This is a genomic window from Bacteroides faecalis, from assembly GCF_003865075.1.
Taxonomy (GTDB): domain Bacteria; phylum Bacteroidota; class Bacteroidia; order Bacteroidales; family Bacteroidaceae; genus Bacteroides; species Bacteroides faecalis.
In genome coordinates this window covers 1-18,925 of record NZ_BHWB01000035.1, presented here as the reverse complement: position 1 = coordinate 18,925, position 18,925 = coordinate 1, and the positions used below count along the sequence as shown (strand labels likewise).

12 protein-coding genes and 1 pseudogene are annotated in these 18,925 nt (G+C 42.8%); 11 read left to right on the top strand and 2 right to left on the bottom strand.

The features are described from left to right. Positions 1-176 precede the first annotated feature (176 nt). Positions 177-1,412 (bottom strand): annotated as a pseudogene (locus tag EJF25_RS23970) (BT4734/BF3469 family protein); the annotation flags it as partial. A 146-nt stretch (positions 1,413-1,558) separates the two neighbouring features. On the opposite strand from EJF25_RS23970, the gene EJF25_RS23965 reads away from it, so the two are divergent. The 11 genes from EJF25_RS23965 to EJF25_RS26015 all read left to right on the top strand — a co-directional run bounded on the left by EJF25_RS23965 (position 1,559) and on the right by EJF25_RS26015 (position 18,064). After that, the gene (locus tag EJF25_RS23965) at positions 1,559-1,924 is read left to right on the top strand and encodes a hypothetical protein (RefSeq protein ID WP_125043205.1); all 366 of its coding nucleotides are present in this window, start codon (positions 1,559-1,561) and stop codon (positions 1,922-1,924) included. A gap of 125 nt (positions 1,925-2,049) precedes the next feature. Continuing rightward, complete coding sequence (locus tag EJF25_RS23960) at positions 2,050-4,209, top strand: DUF5686 family protein (protein WP_125043203.1); 2,160 nt, start codon at positions 2,050-2,052, stop codon at positions 4,207-4,209. A gap of 141 nt (positions 4,210-4,350) precedes the next feature. Continuing rightward, entirely contained in the window at positions 4,351-6,138 is a 1,788-nt protein-coding gene (rpsA, locus tag EJF25_RS23955; RefSeq protein WP_125043201.1) for a 30S ribosomal protein S1, read from the top strand. Between the two features lie 399 nt (positions 6,139-6,537). Then, positions 6,538-7,746, top strand: a complete 1,209-nt coding sequence (locus tag EJF25_RS23950; RefSeq protein ID WP_125043198.1) for a tyrosine-type recombinase/integrase — start codon at positions 6,538-6,540, stop codon at positions 7,744-7,746. 536 nt (positions 7,747-8,282) lie between these two features. Then, on the top strand, positions 8,283-8,867 hold the full coding sequence (locus EJF25_RS23945) for a DUF3575 domain-containing protein (RefSeq protein WP_125043197.1): 585 nt from the start codon (positions 8,283-8,285) through the stop codon (positions 8,865-8,867). A 12-nt stretch (positions 8,868-8,879) separates the two neighbouring features. After that, positions 8,880-10,307 (top strand): DUF3868 domain-containing protein, encoded by a 1,428-nt coding sequence (locus EJF25_RS23940; RefSeq protein ID WP_125043195.1) that lies wholly within the window; start codon positions 8,880-8,882, stop codon positions 10,305-10,307. A gap of 65 nt (positions 10,308-10,372) precedes the next feature. Further along, the gene (locus tag EJF25_RS23935; protein WP_125043193.1) at positions 10,373-12,070 is read left to right on the top strand and encodes an Mfa1 family fimbria major subunit; all 1,698 of its coding nucleotides are present in this window, start codon (positions 10,373-10,375) and stop codon (positions 12,068-12,070) included. A 338-nt stretch (positions 12,071-12,408) separates the two neighbouring features. Beyond that, entirely contained in the window at positions 12,409-13,473 is a 1,065-nt protein-coding gene (locus tag EJF25_RS23930; RefSeq protein ID WP_125043191.1) for a FimB/Mfa2 family fimbrial subunit, read from the top strand. 21 nt (positions 13,474-13,494) lie between these two features. Beyond that, positions 13,495-14,652, top strand: a complete 1,158-nt coding sequence (locus EJF25_RS23925; RefSeq protein WP_125043189.1) for a hypothetical protein — start codon at positions 13,495-13,497, stop codon at positions 14,650-14,652. A gap of 92 nt (positions 14,653-14,744) precedes the next feature. Beyond that, complete coding sequence (locus tag EJF25_RS23920) at positions 14,745-17,822, top strand: DUF4906 domain-containing protein (RefSeq protein ID WP_125043188.1); 3,078 nt, start codon at positions 14,745-14,747, stop codon at positions 17,820-17,822. 2 nt (positions 17,823-17,824) lie between these two features. Then, entirely contained in the window at positions 17,825-18,064 is a 240-nt protein-coding gene (locus EJF25_RS26015; RefSeq protein WP_235016909.1) for a hypothetical protein, read from the top strand. Between the two features lie 130 nt (positions 18,065-18,194). On the opposite strand, the gene EJF25_RS23915 is transcribed toward EJF25_RS26015, so the two are convergent. Further along, complete coding sequence (locus tag EJF25_RS23915) at positions 18,195-18,698, bottom strand: hypothetical protein (protein WP_235016908.1); 504 nt, start codon at positions 18,696-18,698, stop codon at positions 18,195-18,197. Positions 18,699-18,925: the final 227 nt, after the last annotated feature.

Below are 18,925 nucleotides of genomic sequence, written 5' to 3'. Positions count from 1 at the left end.
AAAAGGGCTTACTATTTTTCATTTCAAAATTCGTATTTTTGCGTATTTGCTTTCTTGAATCCGGTGTTTTTGTATGCAAATCGTATGTATACATATAAATAAGTTTGATTAAATTGCTTTGTAAAATATTGATTATTAATATGTTAGATTATAAATTTAAACGTTTTATATTTAACCAACAGATAACGTCCGGTTTGTGCCACGCTTTTTCCGCTTCCTGCCGGTGCAATGATGACAGTATAGAAATGAGGAGTGTATTTCTTATGATTGTAAATTCCGAAAGTTTGCGGCAGTGCGGCACTTATTGCTGTAAATACAGACAACATGGAAATATCATTTTCACGTTCTCCTTCGTCTTCGAGAATACATCCCTCCAGAAGATTGGGAAGATTTTCGTACACACTTTTTGGAAAACAAGGTGTGTTTTTCCGATATTCTTCGCCTTGCCAATATTCTTCGTCTTCTTCAGCCTTGCCTTCAAAAGCGTCATATGTCGTTTTTGTCGTTTTGTCGTTTTGAGTGGAATGGGGAAAAGTAGGACGTGAATTTGTGCTACTGTTACTAACTGTTTGGTAACCAGAACGTAATACGGATTTTATCTCTTCGACAGTGAAATCGGTTCCTTTGAAAAAATCTATAATTCCGCGTAATACGGATTCTTGGGGATACTGTCTTTTTCGGGCTTTGCAAGCCAGTTTGAATAGGTTGCTATGTCTCTTCCCAGGGACTAACGGATTTAAGAAAATGTAGGACGAAAGGAAGCCTTCAATCTCTTTTTCGGAAATTTCGGAGACAGTTGTCTCATTGAAAACTGGAGAGTTTACAGTAGCGTTAATATTCTCTGTTTCCGGTAAATATTTCAGTTCGAACGGTTGATATAGACTGGCAATATATCCATTGGGTGAATAAGTAAAATAACACAGGCGACTTTCGTCTTTGCAAGCAGGGTCGCTTTCCAGTTTGAGCAGTTGGTTGTAATAATGGCTCACTATTTGCTGTGCTTCCCGGTATCGTCCTTCAATGCCTTCAACATACGCGAAGATTTTCACACCGTCTGTCGGACTTTCGAGTGCGGCTATTGTGTGTGGATCTTCGGCACAGAGTCGGATTATTTCCAATCGATTGGGCACATGATCGTAGTCAAGGCCAACAATATTGCTTGGTTGCAGGAAGTTTTTGATGGCATGTGCTCCGTCGAATGTTCCGGCAGGTGTGAAACAGTCGAGCTTGATTTTCATTTGTTGTGCAGCTTCATGTTCTCCTTCCTGATAATAGCGTCTGATGGAATTAATGATACTAGCATAGGTAGGTTTAATACACATGAAAATAGCTTCTTGAAAAGAGATTACCTTAGGATTTTTGGAATACACGTTTTCGTAAACTGAAACTTTGATTTCTTCTAATGCTTTCATACGATACTGAATTTTTTTTGATTATTTGTCCCACTATCGGGATAACGGGAGCAAAAGTAAGGAGGCTATTTGAAGGGGCTGTACCATAAGTCGGTACAGATTGAATAATCAAATATATGACAAATAATTATAAATAATTAACAAAAATGGGTGTAGTAAAAGGTAAACATGATTCTTATGAATTTCTGAATAACATGATGGTGAGTTTAATGAATGTGGATGCGTCACTTAGTTATCCTTATCTGGAAATGGAACTTCATATGTCCGCACGTGATATTAGTGCAGTTAAGAATGGACATAATGTGTGCATTTATCAGTATGTACGTGTGATAAACTGTATCATGGACGATATTCATCTGATTATTTTGATGAAAGTGCTCCAGAAGGAATTGAGGATTGCACTGGCAACCCACAGTGATCTGGTGATTGGTGTCGTTCCTCATAAGAATAATGGGAATTGTCAACCGGAAGAGTGGAAGGTTGTTATGTACTGGGATGGAGCTAAAGTGTGAATAGAACCTATTTGCGATAACTCTTTTTAGGATTGGATTCCCTTGCTTTTCAATATTCTTTTCTATATTTGCTTCCCATTAGCAAGGAGATACGACTATTGAGAGGTAAGATATTGATACTATGTATGCTATGCTTGTTCTCTTTTTTTGTGAAAGGAATGGCTGGTAATATTGTGAATCCGTCAATTGGACAAGGAATCTCTGTAGATTCTATTGTTAAGTGTGTGATGGAGATGGCTCCTACTTATGAAACAATTGTCAGAGATTACAAGGCAAATCTTTATATAAAGGGTAAGATGGATATCAAGAAGAAGAATTTTATTCTTCGCTATGTACCTTCTATGTTTCGACTACAAAAAGGAGTTCGTGAATATTTACTGGAAACATATAGTGATCTTCATTACACTGCTCCTAATATTTACGACCAGAAAGTAAAAGCTTCTCAGGGAACTGTAAGAGGAAATAGGGGATTGCCGGGTTTGCTGGAATACTTTAATGTGAATATTTACTCGTCTTCTTTGCTCAATGATGAGCGTCTTTTATCACCTCTGGCAAAAAATGGCCGTAAATATTATAGATATCGGATCGATAGTATTATGGGAGATCCTACTAATTTTGATTACCGGATACGATTTATTCCTAAAACCAAAAGTGACCAGTTGGTTGGAGGTTATATGATTGTTAGCAGTACTGGTTGGAGTATACGTGAGATTCGTTTTTCCGGACGATCAGAACTGATCACCTTTACTTGTAACATTCAAATGGGAGAGGAAGGAGAGAAAGATGAGTTTCTGCCTATACGTTATGAATTGGATGCCCGGTTTAATTTTCTCGGTAATAGGGTAGATGGAAATTATACAGCGTCGTTGGACTATAAATCCATTGAATTGAAAGAGAAAGAAACGGATGTGAAGAAAAAAAAGAAATATAATCTCTCGGAATCTTTCTCTTTACAATGTGATACAAATGCCTATAAAACAGATGCCTCTACCTTTGCTATATTACGCCCGATTCCATTAACAGATGGAGAAAAGCTATTATATAAAGATTATACGATTAGAAAGGATACAGTTACAGAACAGAGTAAATCGAAAAGTCAGGCATTCTGGGGAACAATGGGCGACTTGATGTTGGAAGATTACAAATTCAACCTGTCGAATATCGGAAGCGTACGTTTTTCTCCATTTATCAATCCCCTTTTATTCAGTTATAGTGGAAGTAATGGGTTGTCATATAGGCAGGATTTTCGTTATAACCGTCTTTTCCGTGGTGATAAGTTGCTTCGTATTGTGCCTAAGCTTGGATATAATTTTACCCGTAAAGAGTTTTATTGGTCTTTGAATGCCGATTTTGAGTATTTTCCTCAAAAACGGGGATTCTTTAGGTTGAATGTGGGTAATGGTAACCGTATCTATAGTAGTAAAGTGTTAGATGAATTGAAAGCTATGCCGGATAGCATTTTCAACTTTGATTTGATTCATCTCGATTATTTTAAAGACTTATATTTTAATTTTCGTCATAGCATTGAAGTTGTAAACGGGCTGGATGTTAGTGTTGGTTTCTCGGCACATAAGAGAACGGCAGTCCAACCTTCTCGTTTTGTTATGATTGGCGATTACCCACTGCCTCCACCCGAATTCATGAAACGATTTAAGAATACTTATATCAGTTTCGCTCCTCGATTTCGTTTGGAATGGACTCCATGTTTGTATTATTATATGAATGGGAAACGTAAAATCAACCTTCGTTCGGATTATCCGACTTTCTCCGTCGATTATGAACGGGGAGTTAAGGGTGTATTCAAGAGTACGGGAGAGTATGAGAAAGTAGAATTTGATTTGCAGCACCAAATCCGTTTGGGATTGATGAGGAATGTTTATTATCGCTTCGGATTCGGAATGTTCACTAATCAAAATGAGTTGTATTTCGTAGACTTTGCCAACTTTTCCCGCCGGAATCTTCCGGTCGGTTGGAACGATGAAATCGGCGGAGTGTTTCAGTTGCTCGATGGTCGTTGGTATAACTCTTCCCGTCGTTATGTCCGCGGACATTTTACCTACGAAGCTCCTTTCCTTGTATTGAAGCATCTGATGAAATATACCCGTTATGTGCAGAATGAACGTATCTATATCAGTGCACTTTCTATGCCCCATCTTCAGCCTTATCTGGAAGTGGGATATGGTATTGGCACACATATTTTTGATGTCGGGGTGTTTGTTGGTAGTGAGAATTGGAAATTTGACCAAATCGGATGCAAATTTACATTCGAGTTGTTCAACAGATAGTTTTATGTGTTTTTAATGTACAAACGTTACTTTTTTCTTTCGGTATTCTTTTGTCAATCAAGAAAATGTTGCTAACTTTGCAGCCGATTTATAGCAATATAGTGTCTTATTTAATTAAAGTATTAAACAATTTATTTATTAATGGAAAATTTGAAGAATGTAGCTCCTATTGATGACTTCAACTGGGAAGCTTATGAAAATGGCGAATCAGTAACTAGTGTAAGCCATGAAGAACTTGAAAAAGCTTACGATGGTACGCTTAACAAAGTAAACGACCGTGAGGTTGTTGATGGAACCGTAATTGCAATGAACAAGCGTGAAGTAGTTGTGAATATCGGTTACAAATCAGACGGTATCATCCCATTGAATGAATTCCGTTACAATCCTGACTTGAAGATTGGTGATACTGTAGAAGTGTACATCGAAAACCAGGAAGACAAAAAAGGACAACTCGTTCTGTCTCACAGAAAAGCTCGCGCTACTCGTTCTTGGGATCGCGTTAATGCTGCTCTGGAAAATGAAGAAATTATCAAGGGTTACATCAAGTGCCGCACTAAGGGTGGTATGATCGTAGACGTATTCGGAATCGAAGCATTCTTGCCGGGTTCTCAGATCGACGTTAAACCGATCCGCGACTATGATGTATTCGTTGGAAAAACTATGGAATTCAAAGTTGTTAAGATCAACCAGGAATTCAAAAACGTTGTTGTTTCTCACAAAGCTCTTATCGAAGCTGAACTGGAACAACAGAAGAAAGAAATTATCGGTAAACTTGAAAAAGGACAAGTTCTCGAAGGAACTGTTAAGAATATCACATCTTACGGTGTATTCATCGACTTGGGTGGCGTAGACGGTTTGATCCACATCACAGACCTTTCTTGGGGTCGCGTTAGCGATCCGAAAGAAGTGGTTGAACTGGATCAGAAACTTAACGTTGTTATCCTTGACTTCGATGACGAAAAGAAACGTATCGCTCTTGGTTTGAAACAACTGACTCCGCACCCATGGGATGCACTTGATACTGACTTGAAGGTTGGTGACAAGGTGAAAGGTAAAGTGGTTGTTATGGCTGACTACGGTGCATTTATCGAAATCGCCCCGGGCGTAGAAGGATTGATCCACGTTTCTGAAATGTCTTGGTCACAACACTTGCGTTCTGCACAAGACTTTATGAAAGTAGGTGACGAAGTAGAAGCTGTTGTATTGACTTTGGACCGTGAAGAACGTAAGATGTCTTTGGGTATCAAACAACTGAAACAAGATCCATGGGAAACTATCGAAGAGAAATATCCTGTAAACTCTAAGCATACTGCAAAAGTTCGCAACTTCACTAACTTCGGTGTATTCGTAGAAATCGAAGAAGGGGTTGATGGTCTGATCCACATCTCTGACTTGTCTTGGACTAAGAAAGTTAAACACCCATCAGAATTTACTCAGATTGGCGCTGATATCGAAGTTCAGGTATTGGAAATCGACAAAGAAAACCGTCGTTTGAGCCTTGGTCACAAACAACTCGAAGAAAATCCTTGGGATGTATTCGAAACTGTATTTACTGTAGGTTCAGTACACGAAGGTACAATCATCGAAATGTTGGATAAAGGTGCTGTTGTAGCTCTTCCTTACGGTGTAGAAGGTTTTGCTACTCCGAAACATCTTGTAAAAGAAGATGGCGCACAAGCACAGTTGGATGAGAAACTTGAATTCAAAGTAATCGAGTTCAACAAGGATGCTAAGAGAATCATCTTGTCTCATAGCCGTATCTTCGAAGATGCTGCTAAGGCAGAAGAAAAAGCAGAAAAGAAAGCTACTGCTAAGAAGACTACTAAGAAGGAAGATGGTCCGATGATTCAGAACCAGGCTGCTTCTACTACACTTGGTGATATCGACGCTTTGGCTGCATTGAAAGAGCAGTTGGAAGGAAAGAAATAATTTTAGAAATTGTTTCAATATAATAAAGAAGAGTACTCCGGTTTTCGGAGTACTCTTTTTGTTTTAAACTGATTGATAGTCTGTGTTAGTTTTGCTAAAAATCGCGGATCTGTCTTTGTAAGCATACAAGGTTGCTGACGGCCAACTAATTGCGAACAAAAAAGGAGATGAAATTTTTGGATTAAAACACTGTGAATTCTATAAAAATGTGCCAACTATGTTCTGTTACACAGAAAAAATTAGGTTAAAGCAAAAAAGTATTAAAAAACAAGTTTCCTCGCAATCTTCTGAACAAGAAACCTTATAATTACAGCAATATTATCTTTCGGGTGTCATCTTATATACTGTTTGCCATTCTCTATTAATTATGAGAATATTATCAATAAACAATCAAATTGTATGGCAACAGTAAAAATTAAATTTCGTGTATCTTCCATTGAGACGAAGGAAGGTACACTTTACTATCAAGTAATTCACAATCGTCTGGTAAGACAAGTTCATTCCGGTTACAAGCTGTATTCATCGGAGTGGGACTCCGGTTGTTCCAGAGTTATCCTGTCCCCCGGTATCGAAGAGGGACGCAAGGGTTACCTGCTTTCCGTGAAAACCGCTTTGTCGAAGGAGCTTTCACGTCTCAAGGAAGTCATCGCTCGGCTTGAACATGCGGGTATACCCTATACCGCCGATAAGGTGGTGGAGCTCTATACCTCGCCGACAGACTGCGGAGGTTTTATCGCCTTTGCCTGGAAACTTATCGGAGACCTGAAGTTGATCGGCAAAGGACGTACGGCCGAAACCTATACGGCCGCGTTGAACAGTTTCGTGCGCTTCCATGGCGAGCGGGACCTCCTGTTCGAGGAGGTGGATTCCAATCTGATGGTGCAATACGAAACCTACCTGAAAGGGAATGCTATCTGTCCGAATTCCTCCTCTTATTATATGCGTAACCTTCGTGCCATCTATAATCGTGCAGTGGAAAGGGGGCTGACAGAACAATGTACTCCGTTTAAATATGTTTATACAGGCGTAGACAAAACGGTCAAACGTGCCGTTCCGCTGAAAACCATCCGTCAGATACGGGACATAGACCTGACATTCAATCCCACGATGGACTATGCCAGAAATCTGTTTATGTTTTCGTTTTATACCCGGGGCATGTCATTCGTGGACATGGCATACTTGAAAAAGAAGGATTTGCAGAATGGGGTTCTTTCCTATCGCCGCCAGAAAACAGGACAACTGCTTTTCATCAAATGGGAGAAACCGATGCAGGAGATTATCGATAAATATGATACCTCCGGCACACCCTATCTGCTGCCAATTATCAAAGACATGGAAATGGATGCCCGCAGGCAATACAAGAATTCTGCCCACCTTGTCAATGACAAACTGAAAAAGTTGGGTGAGCGGTTGGGACTGGGAATACCGCTGACAGCCTACGTCGCCCGCCACGCGTGGGCTTCCATTGCTCGGAGCAAGAATATCCCGCTCTCGACCATTAGTGAGGCGATGGGACACGACTCGGAGTATACCACGCGGATCTATCTTGCCTCGCTGGACACATCGGTCGTAGACAAAGCTAACAGTCTTATCCTGAAATCGTTGTAAATCAAAAGCCGTTACAAGACAAGGGAAACCACTTTACGACAAGATACAAGAGAAAAAAAACGATAAATTTTAGGAAATATGAAAGGAGGGGTGTAAATCGAAACATTTCTTTCTAAGAGAAATATTTGCACATGCAAAGATAGGAAAAAAAAACAATAGAAAGCCCTATAAATGCCTGAAAATAACACGTGACGGAGTAAAAAAATATGTTTTGTCAAGTAAATATTTGAAAATCGTTGAGTAAAAGTCGCCATCCAGACAGCAAATATCAAAAAGACAAGGCCTTTTCCCAAGCAATATTTCTCTTAGAAAGAGAACTATCGGAAACAGAATGATTTGACTAAAATATGCGGCTCAAAACACTTCGCTTAACTTCAATATGGAGGCGAACTTATTTGAAACGACAAGTCATCAAAATACCACATGATAGACCTGTGAGCCCGATAAAATGTTGAGCGTTTGGATGGTTTTCTTCGCAAGAGAAGCGGCGAAAAAATGGGAAAAATTACAGGAAAAAGAAGATAAGACAAAGCATAATGAAACGGATTATTTTACTTCTGGCTATTGCTGTTACCGGCGTCGTTCAGAACGTTAAAGCTCAGGATGTAGCGTTGAAGACAAACTTACTCGCCGATGGCTTCTTAAACCCGAATCTCGGTATCGAGGTAGGTCTTGCCCCTAAATGGACTTTAGATATCACGGGACAATTCAATGCGTGGACTCTTTCACACGACCGTCGTTGGAAACATTGGGCTGTGCAGCCCGAGGCTCGTTATTGGTTTTGTGATCGTTTCGGTGCACATTTTGTTGGTATGCATTTACATGGCGGGCAGTACAACATAGGCGGTTTCGACGGCAAAATCAACATGTTGGGAACGGATGCCCGTAAACTGAAGGATTCTCGTTATCAAGGCTGGTTTATAGGTGCTGGTGTGGCATACGGCTATGCGTGGATTCTCGGTCACCATTGGAACTTGGAGGCGGAAATTGGTTTTGGCTATTCCTATACCCGTTACGATAAGTTCCGGTGTACGGGATGTGGGAAAAAGGTAGAAACGAATAAGCCGCACCACTACGTAGGCCCCACTAAGGCGGCTATTAATCTGGTTTATCTATTTTAAATAGCAACGAACATGAAAAGGACGATATTCATACTGGCAACCCTGCTGGGCATAGGAAATATGTCCAAAGCGGTGGCGCAAAACACAGAAAACATTATACCCGGTGTTTCCATCGAGAATTTCAATATGAATCGTAACGGTAAATACCTTAACGTAGAGATGGATGTCGATTTGACTGCACTTGACGTGGACGCCAATCGTGCCGTATTGCTTACCCCACGATTGGTCAACGGTGCGGATTCTCTGGACTTACCGTCGATAGGTATCTACGGACGCCGTCGATATTATTATTATGTACGAAACGGTATAAGTACCATTTCGGGTGAGTCGGAGAAGTCATTCCGAGTATCGAAAAAACCGGAACAACTGGAGTATGACAACCTTATTCTCTACGAAGACTGGATGAACGGAGCCACGCTCAAAGTCCATCGTAGCGACTGGGGGTGTTGTCAGGCTATACTGGCGGAATACGAAGGCGAACTGGGAAGACACCACGAGGAGTTTTTTCCCGAGCTGGTATTTGTGCAACCACAGGCGGAAGTCATGAAAAGCCGTTCGTTATCCGGTTCGGCATACATCGATTTCCCTGTGGATCAGACGGTAATTTATCCCGATTATCGTCGCAATGCGGTTGAATTGGGAAAAATACAGGCGACCATCGACTCTGTGCGTAATGATAAAGATGTCACTATCACTTCCGTATGGTTAAAAGGGTACGCTTCACCGGAGAGTCCTTATAAACATAACACAGAACTTGCCATCGGACGTACAGCCGCGCTCAAAAAGCACATAGGGCAATTGTACAATTTCGCGGATAACATTATTCAAACCGATTACGAGCCTGAGGACTGGGCCGGATTGCGTCGTTACGTGGAACAGTCGAACATCGATCACCGTGCGGAGATTCTGGCTTTGATAGACAGCGACATGGAAGCGGATGCCAAAGAGGCGAAAATCAAGCGCACTTACCCCGACGAATATCGCTTCATGCTGCAAAATTTCTATCCTGCATTGCGCCATACCGACTACCGCATAGACTACAACATCCGCACGTTCAGCGAAGTGGAGGAAATAAAGCGCATCATGGCGGAACGGCCGCAGAAATTGAGCTTGAACGAGTTTTACCTCGTTGCTGGAAAGTATGAACCTGGTACGGACGAGTTCACAGACGTCTTTCAAACGGCAGTGCGCATGTTCCCGAACGATGAGGTGGCCAATTTGAATGCTGCTAATGCTGCCATTCGTCGTGATGATTTTGCGATAGCGCGCAAGTATCTTGAAAAGGCGGGTAGTTCCGCTGAAGCGGTCTATGCACGCGGAGCACTTGCCGTACGGGAAGGAGACTACAACATGGCGCGCCAGTATCTGAACAAGGCGAAAGAAATGGGATTTGAAAAGGCTGGCAGGACGCTTGATGAACTGGACGGAAGGCTGAAATGATATCAAATCAATGATATAAGTCAAGAGAGAAAAAATACATTTTCAAATATTTTTAATTTATCAACATGAAAAGGAATCTTTTATTTATGTCTATGCTAGCATCCTTGTTTATGGTAGGATGCTCGCAGGAGGAGATTACTCCGAACGGCGAGGACAGCGGCAATGGCGAGGTCAGTACCAGCTATATGGCCGTAAATCTGATCTCTTCTGATGTTACAGGTAAACGTGCTTCCTTGGGTTACGAGGATGGCTCTACCACTGAGAACAAGGTTACCAGTGTTCGTTTCTATTTTTTTACCGCGAACGGAGCCATTGCTAATGTTAAACTTCAAGGCACAAGTTATGTAAACTTCTACGACTGGACTCCCAAGAAAGAGGAGCAAAAAGATGATAAAGACGACGATGACGTGGAGAGTGTACTCGATGCCACGATTGTAATCAATACCAAAGAGGGTGACAAGCTTCCCCAGATGATGGTGGCTGTGCTGAATCCCACTGGTTTGGATAACACTTCAAAGAGCTTGAACGACCTACAGGCTATTGTCAATGATTACGCTTCCTCCAGTCTGACTACAGAAGGCAAGTTCGTGATGTTCAATGCCGTATATGGAAATAATGGTGCGGAGGTCTGTGCAGCTACCATAACGGCTAATAACCTGACAAAGACTGTGGACGCTGCCAAGGCGAACCCCGTCACCATTTACGTCGAGCGTAGCGTGGCCAAGGTGAAGGTTACATTGACACAAGATGCTACTTCTGCTGGCACTGATAAACTGGCTCTGAAGGATAAGGAAGGGAATGATCTTAAAGTTGATGGAGAGCAGGTTTATCTGAAGATTGGTAATTGGAGCCTGATCGCTGAGACCAACAACGGCAGGTTAGTCAAGAAAATTAATCCGGCATGGGCGAGTAGTTGGTGGAACGGTACATACCGTAGTTTCTGGGCTATCAACTCTCCTTCTGCACAGAACAAGTATAATGATTACAACGCTATCAGTACTGCCATCGGCTCTGCATTGTACACCAATGAGAATGCTTTGGATTATACCGATAATAATAATCAGACTACCACTCTAAACCGTACTAAGGTTATCCTTAAGGGGACTCTTTGTAAGGAAAACGGTTCTGCGTTCACTATCGTAAGACATTTGGGTGCCCACTTTGCCGATACACCTTCTGATACTGAGTTTGAAAATTTACCTACCTTGAAGAGGAGTATACTTAGCCAGCTGGTAGCCAATGAATATAATTACTATTATAGCGCAGACGAGGGCGGCAAAACGGTGCGTAAACAGATTGACGTTGATGATCTTCGGATTGTAATTGTAGATCAGCTATCATTAGAGGACAGTCAGAACAACTGCTATGTATATGCCCAGCTGACAGAAGACGCAGCAAAGAAAACATGGTATGACTCTCTGGATGAAGCCGAAGGCCCTTTGACAGATGCAGCCAATGTTATTAACGGAAATCTTAAGAACAAGGAGGTAGTTGACAGGACTTTGGTCTGGAAATCCGGTATGACCTACTATTACTACGAGATTATTCATAATGGTACTGGCGAAAACGCCACTAAGGGTGTAGTCCGCAACCACATATATGATACAAAAGTGACAAAGATAGCCGGTCTCGGTACCCCTGTCTACGATCCTGAGAAGGAAATTTATCCCGAGAAGCCCGATCCCAATGATCACTTTATCGCGGCACTAATCAATATCCTGTCTTGGCGCATTGTCAATAATGACTATGCTTTGGAATGGTAATTTTAACGTTTTTGTTGAGCCAAATGAGCGAAACCAACTTGTTTGAGTTTTGTCATGGCGAGAAAAGGTGTGCGAAAGTGAATCTGAACGCCTGAAGGCGGTCATGATACTTATAATGTGTGGGAGGCGACTCCTGTCTCCCACACATATATAGAATTAAACAGATAATAAAAGTAGTACCTGCCCACCGGTACACAAAGGAGGTGTGGCACCGGAGACCTGAACACAAGACAGGTATCCCACTTGACGAGAAAAACCGGATGCGGAACTTCCGCACACTATCATATATAAGTATAAATAAGAGGTATAAACTATACAACCAAGAAAGGGTAAAAAACATGGATATACGGGCATTGATAAGGAATGTGGCAGCCAAAGTCTGTGTGGTGTTAGTCTGCTTGTTAGCTCTTCCGGCCTGTAATAGCTGGCTCTACGAAGAAGAAGGCGACTGTTCGGTGTATTACCGGCTTAAGTTCCGTTACGACAGGAACCTGAAGTGGGCGGACGCTTTTGCCAACGAAGTTTCGTCGGTTCATCTGTATGCCTTTGACCAATCGGGCGTACTGGTATGGCAACGGGAAGAACAGATAGATCCGTTGACGGCAGAAAACTACTCGATGTTGCTCGACTTGCCTGCCGGTGACTATCGGCTGTTGGCATGGTGCGGTCTCCGGAACGACGGCGAGCGCGAAGAGTCTTTCTTCGTACCTGAGACCCGCGTCGGCGAGACCCGCATCGGGCAGTTGCAGTGCGCCTTGAACCGCAAGCATGACGACTCCGGTGTCTACAGCGATGAAAGGCTTTACCGCCTTTTCCATGGTGCCATGGATGTGTCGCTACCTTCTAACGAGGACGGAGGCAGTTACGACTACACCATGTACCTGACCAAAAACACCAACCATGTTCGTGTCATCCTGCAACACCTCTCGGGCGAGGATGTGGATGTGAACCAATTCAACTTCCGTATAGAGGATGAAAACGGGTTGATGGCTCATGACAACGAGTTGTTGGAAGACGAGAGCATCACCTACCGTCCTTGGAAAACGCAGAACAGCGAGGCAGGCGTGGGAAAAAAGGATACCCGTGCCATTATTCAAGTAAAGGGCGCTATCGCTGACCTGACAGTGGGACGCATGATGGAAACGCATCGTGAAAAGATGTTCCTGACCATCACCGACCAAGAAGGCGGGACTGTGGCTCGTATTCCAGTTATCGACTATGCACTGTTGGCGAAAGATTATTACGAGGAGGAGTACAAGCGCACGATGACGGATCAGGAGTTTCTGGACCGCGAGGACGACTATGTGATGACACTCTTCCTTGACGAGGACAACCGGTGGATTAGCAGTCAGATACTGATTCACTCTTGGCGTGTGGTATTGAATAACGTAGAAATTGAATAATTACGAAGAAGGATTAGACTGATGAAACCGAACATTATACATAGCATTGTGTTTTGCCTGGCGGCATTCGCGCTGCTTTTTATGGTGGCGTGCGGCAGTCAGGAAGAATCCTTACCGGACACGGCGGAAGCTGCTCTGTATTTGAACGTCGCCACACTGGAACAGACGAGGTCGGGAGAGGCAGAACTGCCCGACAACGAGAAGATGCACAGTGTGCGCATTGTCATCCTGCATGAAGACGGTACGGTGGAACATAACCGGTACTATTCGCTGGAGGGCGCGCAAGCACAGAAATACATCTTACTCAAGGTGCGGCCCAACGAAAAGAAAAAGATTTTCCTCTTCGCCAATGAAGAGAGTGTGTCTACTGTAGAAGGCGTAACAGGTGGGAACCAAACGTTGACCGCTTTCTTCAATGATTATACAGAGAACTCGTCCGGCTTTGAAGCTGCGGTAAACGGCATCTACTTCGCCCCGGACTACTCGAATGGGAAAAACATCCCGATGTCCTCCGTGTATGAAATTGTCTTTACCGAAGGAAAGCTCGAGAAGACATTCTACGTGGTGCGTGTCGCCACGAAGTTCACGATGAACTTTATGAACTGGCGCAGCGAGGAAGTGACCGTGACCAATTTCACCATAGAGAAGTATGCCGACGAGAACTTCCTGCTGGCGCGTGTCAATGACAGCGAACAGAATCGGCAGCTCTTCAAGGGAAAAACTTGGATAGAGTGGTTGAAGGAGGTTTCCGACGCCTCGTCCGAGAGCGATGATTATGCTACCACGGAAGCCGCCGGCTGGCTGAAGAACTATGAACTGCCGGTACAGGCGGATAAAACAAAGATCTATACCCATGGACCGGTTACTGTAGGAAAACCTACAGTTGATATAAACTACCCGGACAACTCCAAACCGGGTGTTGCGAAGGATGTTCCCGTTTTCTACCTGCCCGAGAGTATGAACCCCAAAGCGGGCGCGACAGACGGTGAGCAGGAATACACTCTGACAATTCATATATCAGGAAAGGATGAACCTTTTGTCTGCCCATTGCCCAACCTGAAGGCCCTTTTTCGCAACACCCATGTCCTGGTGAATATAACATTGTATAATAGTAATGAAATTGTAGTGGATGTAATTCCTTACAGCGAAGTAGCCCTTGATCCTGTATTCGGATTGTAAAACAATAGAAACAGAAGCATTATGAAGCATTTTGTACAACATATTATTCTCTTCCTGATGATTTTAGTCGTAACAGGTTGTCAGGATGACTTTTGAAGGAAGAAATCATAGGTGAAGGCAGGGCAATGGTATCTGCTACGCTGGACTTCAAGCCCATGTCATCAGCGCTTACCCGGACACGGGCTGCGGGAGATGCCCTAAAGAATATCAGTTCTCTGCATGTATTGTTGTATGATTACGAGACAAAGGCACTGAAAAAGAGCTGGAAGATAGAAGGATATACCGTGTTCGATGAAGGACGTACAGATGCAGACGCGGAAAACGGAAAGGGGACAGCGGAAAACACTACCAAACGCGCTACTTTCAAGCTGCCGGACGAAATCGACTTCGGCCGATATTACATGTATGCCGTGGCGAACATTCCCAATCTACTGACAGCGTATGATGGAAACATAAAGACCGTGGACGGGCTCAAGAGCATTCCGCTCACGTGGAATCCTGATGATATCACCGCCAACAGCCAGATGATAGGCTATTTCACGAATGCTTCCGGCAACTCCAACGACGAGTCTCTTGTGGTGAAGGAAAAAAGCGTGAAGCTACATGCATGGCTACGTCGTGCGGCATCCAAAATTACGGTAGCTTTCGACGCCACTAAACTGAAAGACGGTATCCGAATACATTTCAAATCCATTAAAATAAAGCATATACCCCGTACCTGCTATCTGGGCAAGGATAATACACCCGGCTACACGTCGGCAACGTTTGAAAATCGAAATGAGAAATCTCTTATAGAAGAGCTTCATGAAGACGGAGAAGTTTATTACTATAACGGCAGACCTGATGCCCCTGACAACGAAGATTTTGCATCATGGCCGTTCGTTTCGCGTGGTAAGCTTTTTTACGGTCTTTTGCCGCCCGGTGAAACTGCTCTCAAGTCTCCCTCGATAGCCGATTATCATACTGAAAACACTCCTGCCCTTTATTTCTATGAGAATTTGCAGGGAAACGAAGAGTCGAGACCAGGAATTAAAGACAAACGGCAGGACAGTGACGATGATGGAAAGCTTGATGCTCCTGGTTTGCCCAATGATGAAGGTTATGTCTTGAAAGATAATGTTGAATTCGGTACATATATAGAAGTGGAAGGGTATTATGATGCACGTTTAAGCGACCGTCCCGGCGAAGGTAAGATTATCTACCGCTTCATGCTCGGACAGGATGTGAAAAAAGACTACAACGCCAAACGTAACTGCCACTATAAGCTGACACTGAGGTTTAACGGCTATGCCAATGATGTTGACTGGCATATTGAATATAAAGAGGATAAGCAATTGATTGTGCCCACTCCTTACTACATTTCCTACCTGTATAATCAGTCTGCCTCCCTTCCAGTCAAAATCAAGGGAAGTGATTTGGATAAAGTAAAGTTGGAAGTGAGAATAATCGAGAACCACTGGTGGCCCACGCTGGAAGAAGGTGATGACTACAAGTTTGCCGATTTGTCAAAGGTCTATCCGGTAGGTCAGCAGCGTGAAGCTGTGTGGCACGGTTTCATGTCACTTGCATATGATAGTCGAAAGATTATTGGAGATGATAAACATTACATGAACAACAAGGATTGGAATAAAGAAGAATGGAATACTAATGCAAACAATGAGAAGCGAATATTTGAAGATCTCACAGTTGGTGACCATGGCAACTATTCTGTAGAACTGGGCTATGACGATGGTTTAAACCTTAAAATGCCGTTCTATACCCGTCCCAAGCAGTTGGTTCCAACGAGCGGCTATACAGGGAACAATCCATATGTAGCATATTCCCGTGAGGCAAAGATAGAGTTGAAGTTGATGGACAAAGATAAAAATGAAGTGCTTAAAGATGTTAATGGCAAGAATCTGATAGATACAGCTTCAATTATTCAGGTACGACGATGTGTCAACCCCAAAGGTGTGTGGCGAAGCTGGAATAATAGCGATAATTTCCATGTCGTAATGAAAATCTTGTCTAAAGAAAGCGCAGAGAAATTTGAGACATACGACTCTAAAGGTCCTTGGCGAGCAAAAGTTGAAATCGATAAGAACAATATGATTAAACTAAGGGGAGCCGATGCTGAGGGATATGTACATGGAACAATCGACTCGCCGATGGATTTCTGGATTGATTTTAACGGAACGTGCGAGAATGAAAATACTGTGCGCTCCGCGATTGTATTGGTTGAGTATAATAATTACACCTGCCATCATCGCATATTCGTTCGTCAGGGTTATGCGCCGTTGGTACTGAATGATAGTATAAAATGGCATTCTTTCAATTTATACAGTGCCACGGAAGAAACCCAATCGCCGTTAGAGGAGGGATCACTTTTTAAATACGGAAACTTGACTGATGCCATTCTTGCTGAAAACAATAAGACGTACGGCTTTCAGGTTCCTGTAGGTGATAATGAACTTAGCTTGGCAGGCGGTGGCTCTAAAAAATGGTTAGAAATAAAAGCTGCTAGCGATAAGAACACAGGTTCAGACGGATTTTCCAAGGAGAACATACAAGTGGTCAATCCGGATGGGACGAAAGTTAATGTACGTGTGGCAACAGTCAAGGATTATGATAATCTGCGCAATGGAGAAAACCGAGAATTTGGCTACGGAGTGCTTTATGGTGACGGAGCTACAGAAACATTGGAAGATGTTAATGAAGTGTACGGTTATTATAGAGGTGGGAACAAGAGCTACGGCATGCGCGGATGCTTCGTATATAACAAAGAAAATGGTAACAACCTGTTCTTCCCGATAGGTGCTTCAGGCTACGGCAGACGTAAAACAGATAAGTCTTGGTATAAATCCGGAGTTATACGCCCCGGCGCATTGCAATATGCGTGGCGCAGCAAAAAGTATTCGGAGTATGATTGGGATAACGGATGGAAAACACTTGCATACAGGCCGTTGTTTGAGGATGTGTATATAAGACCCGGTGCGACTTACTGGTGTGAAAAGTATATTAGCGCTCAGTTGAGCGGAGAGACGAAAAGTAAGAATTATTCCTATCTTGATATTAACTATTTTACCCTTGATTTTAGTCTGGGTGAAGGTGAACCATTAGACTGTGAAAAGGATGGAGTGGATGACACCAGTTCTGCCTGTTTTATTCGGTGCGTTGAAGATGTAGAATAACTTTGAAGGAGAAAGAATGTAAACGGATAAGAGAGTGCAAACCGGAGATGGAAGCGAAATATCGTCCCGCACTGGAGTTGTACATGGCCACCAACCTATCCTGTGTCGAGATATGTCGGCACTGTGGAGTTTCTCTCAACGGATTCTTCCGATATATTGACACCTACCATTGCCATTTGCTTTTCCTGAACCGAATTCCACGTGAAGTTGCAGGCATCCCGTTAGTTATGCCGTCCGTTTAGTAGCAGAACAGGAAGAGGTTGAGGAAGGCATCCATATTTACTCCGTACATTTCCTACTTTTTAGCATGGTTGCAAACGGTGGAGTTTGCTCGTCAAACCTCTTTTATTTCCGTTCTTGATGCCTTGCTTTTTAATCCAGAAGGCGAAATCCAATAAGAATTGCTCGGTGATGTCGGTAAAAAGTAGGCGGAGAATGCTTTACCGTATTTCTCTTTGGTGAATGTTTGTAATGTTCTGCATTTGGTTGTTCTTGATGCGTTTCTTTTTTGAAATGTGATTCGAAATAGTCAGTCATTTGAAGAACCGATTTGACTTTGACCTCTGACTGAGTTTGTTTCATCTCGCCAAAGCAATGTGAAAGTTGAACCGGAGACCAGTTATGTTCTTCCGATTTCCACATATCGGTTATAGGCAGGTATTTGGTACGCAAACTGAACAACAGTTTGTATTTGGTAGCCGCTTCCGTACTATCGTTACGGAAACTCTGTGATTTGACGTCCCAGTCCTTTAATAGACCGGTAATATTTAATACTTTTGGCACGCGGGCATAGCCGGTTTGGAAGAATATCATCTCCAGCTTGACCTTTTTCTGCTCCTTGGGATTTTGTTTGCTCCGGATGTTGATTGTGTACATAAAATGATAATGTGTTAGTTAAATGGTACTTTTAATTCGCATTAGCGGGTATAAAGTCAGCTTAATTAACCTACAGAAGCCTACATGAAAAAAGTAGGACTCTCAGCGAAATAATGGTTATACAGTTTAATCTGTGCTTACACCATTTACTAACATGTTATCAATCAATGAATTTTAAGCCTGCTTAAAATTCATTTCGAAAAAAAGAAAGCCCGGTTTTCGGAGTA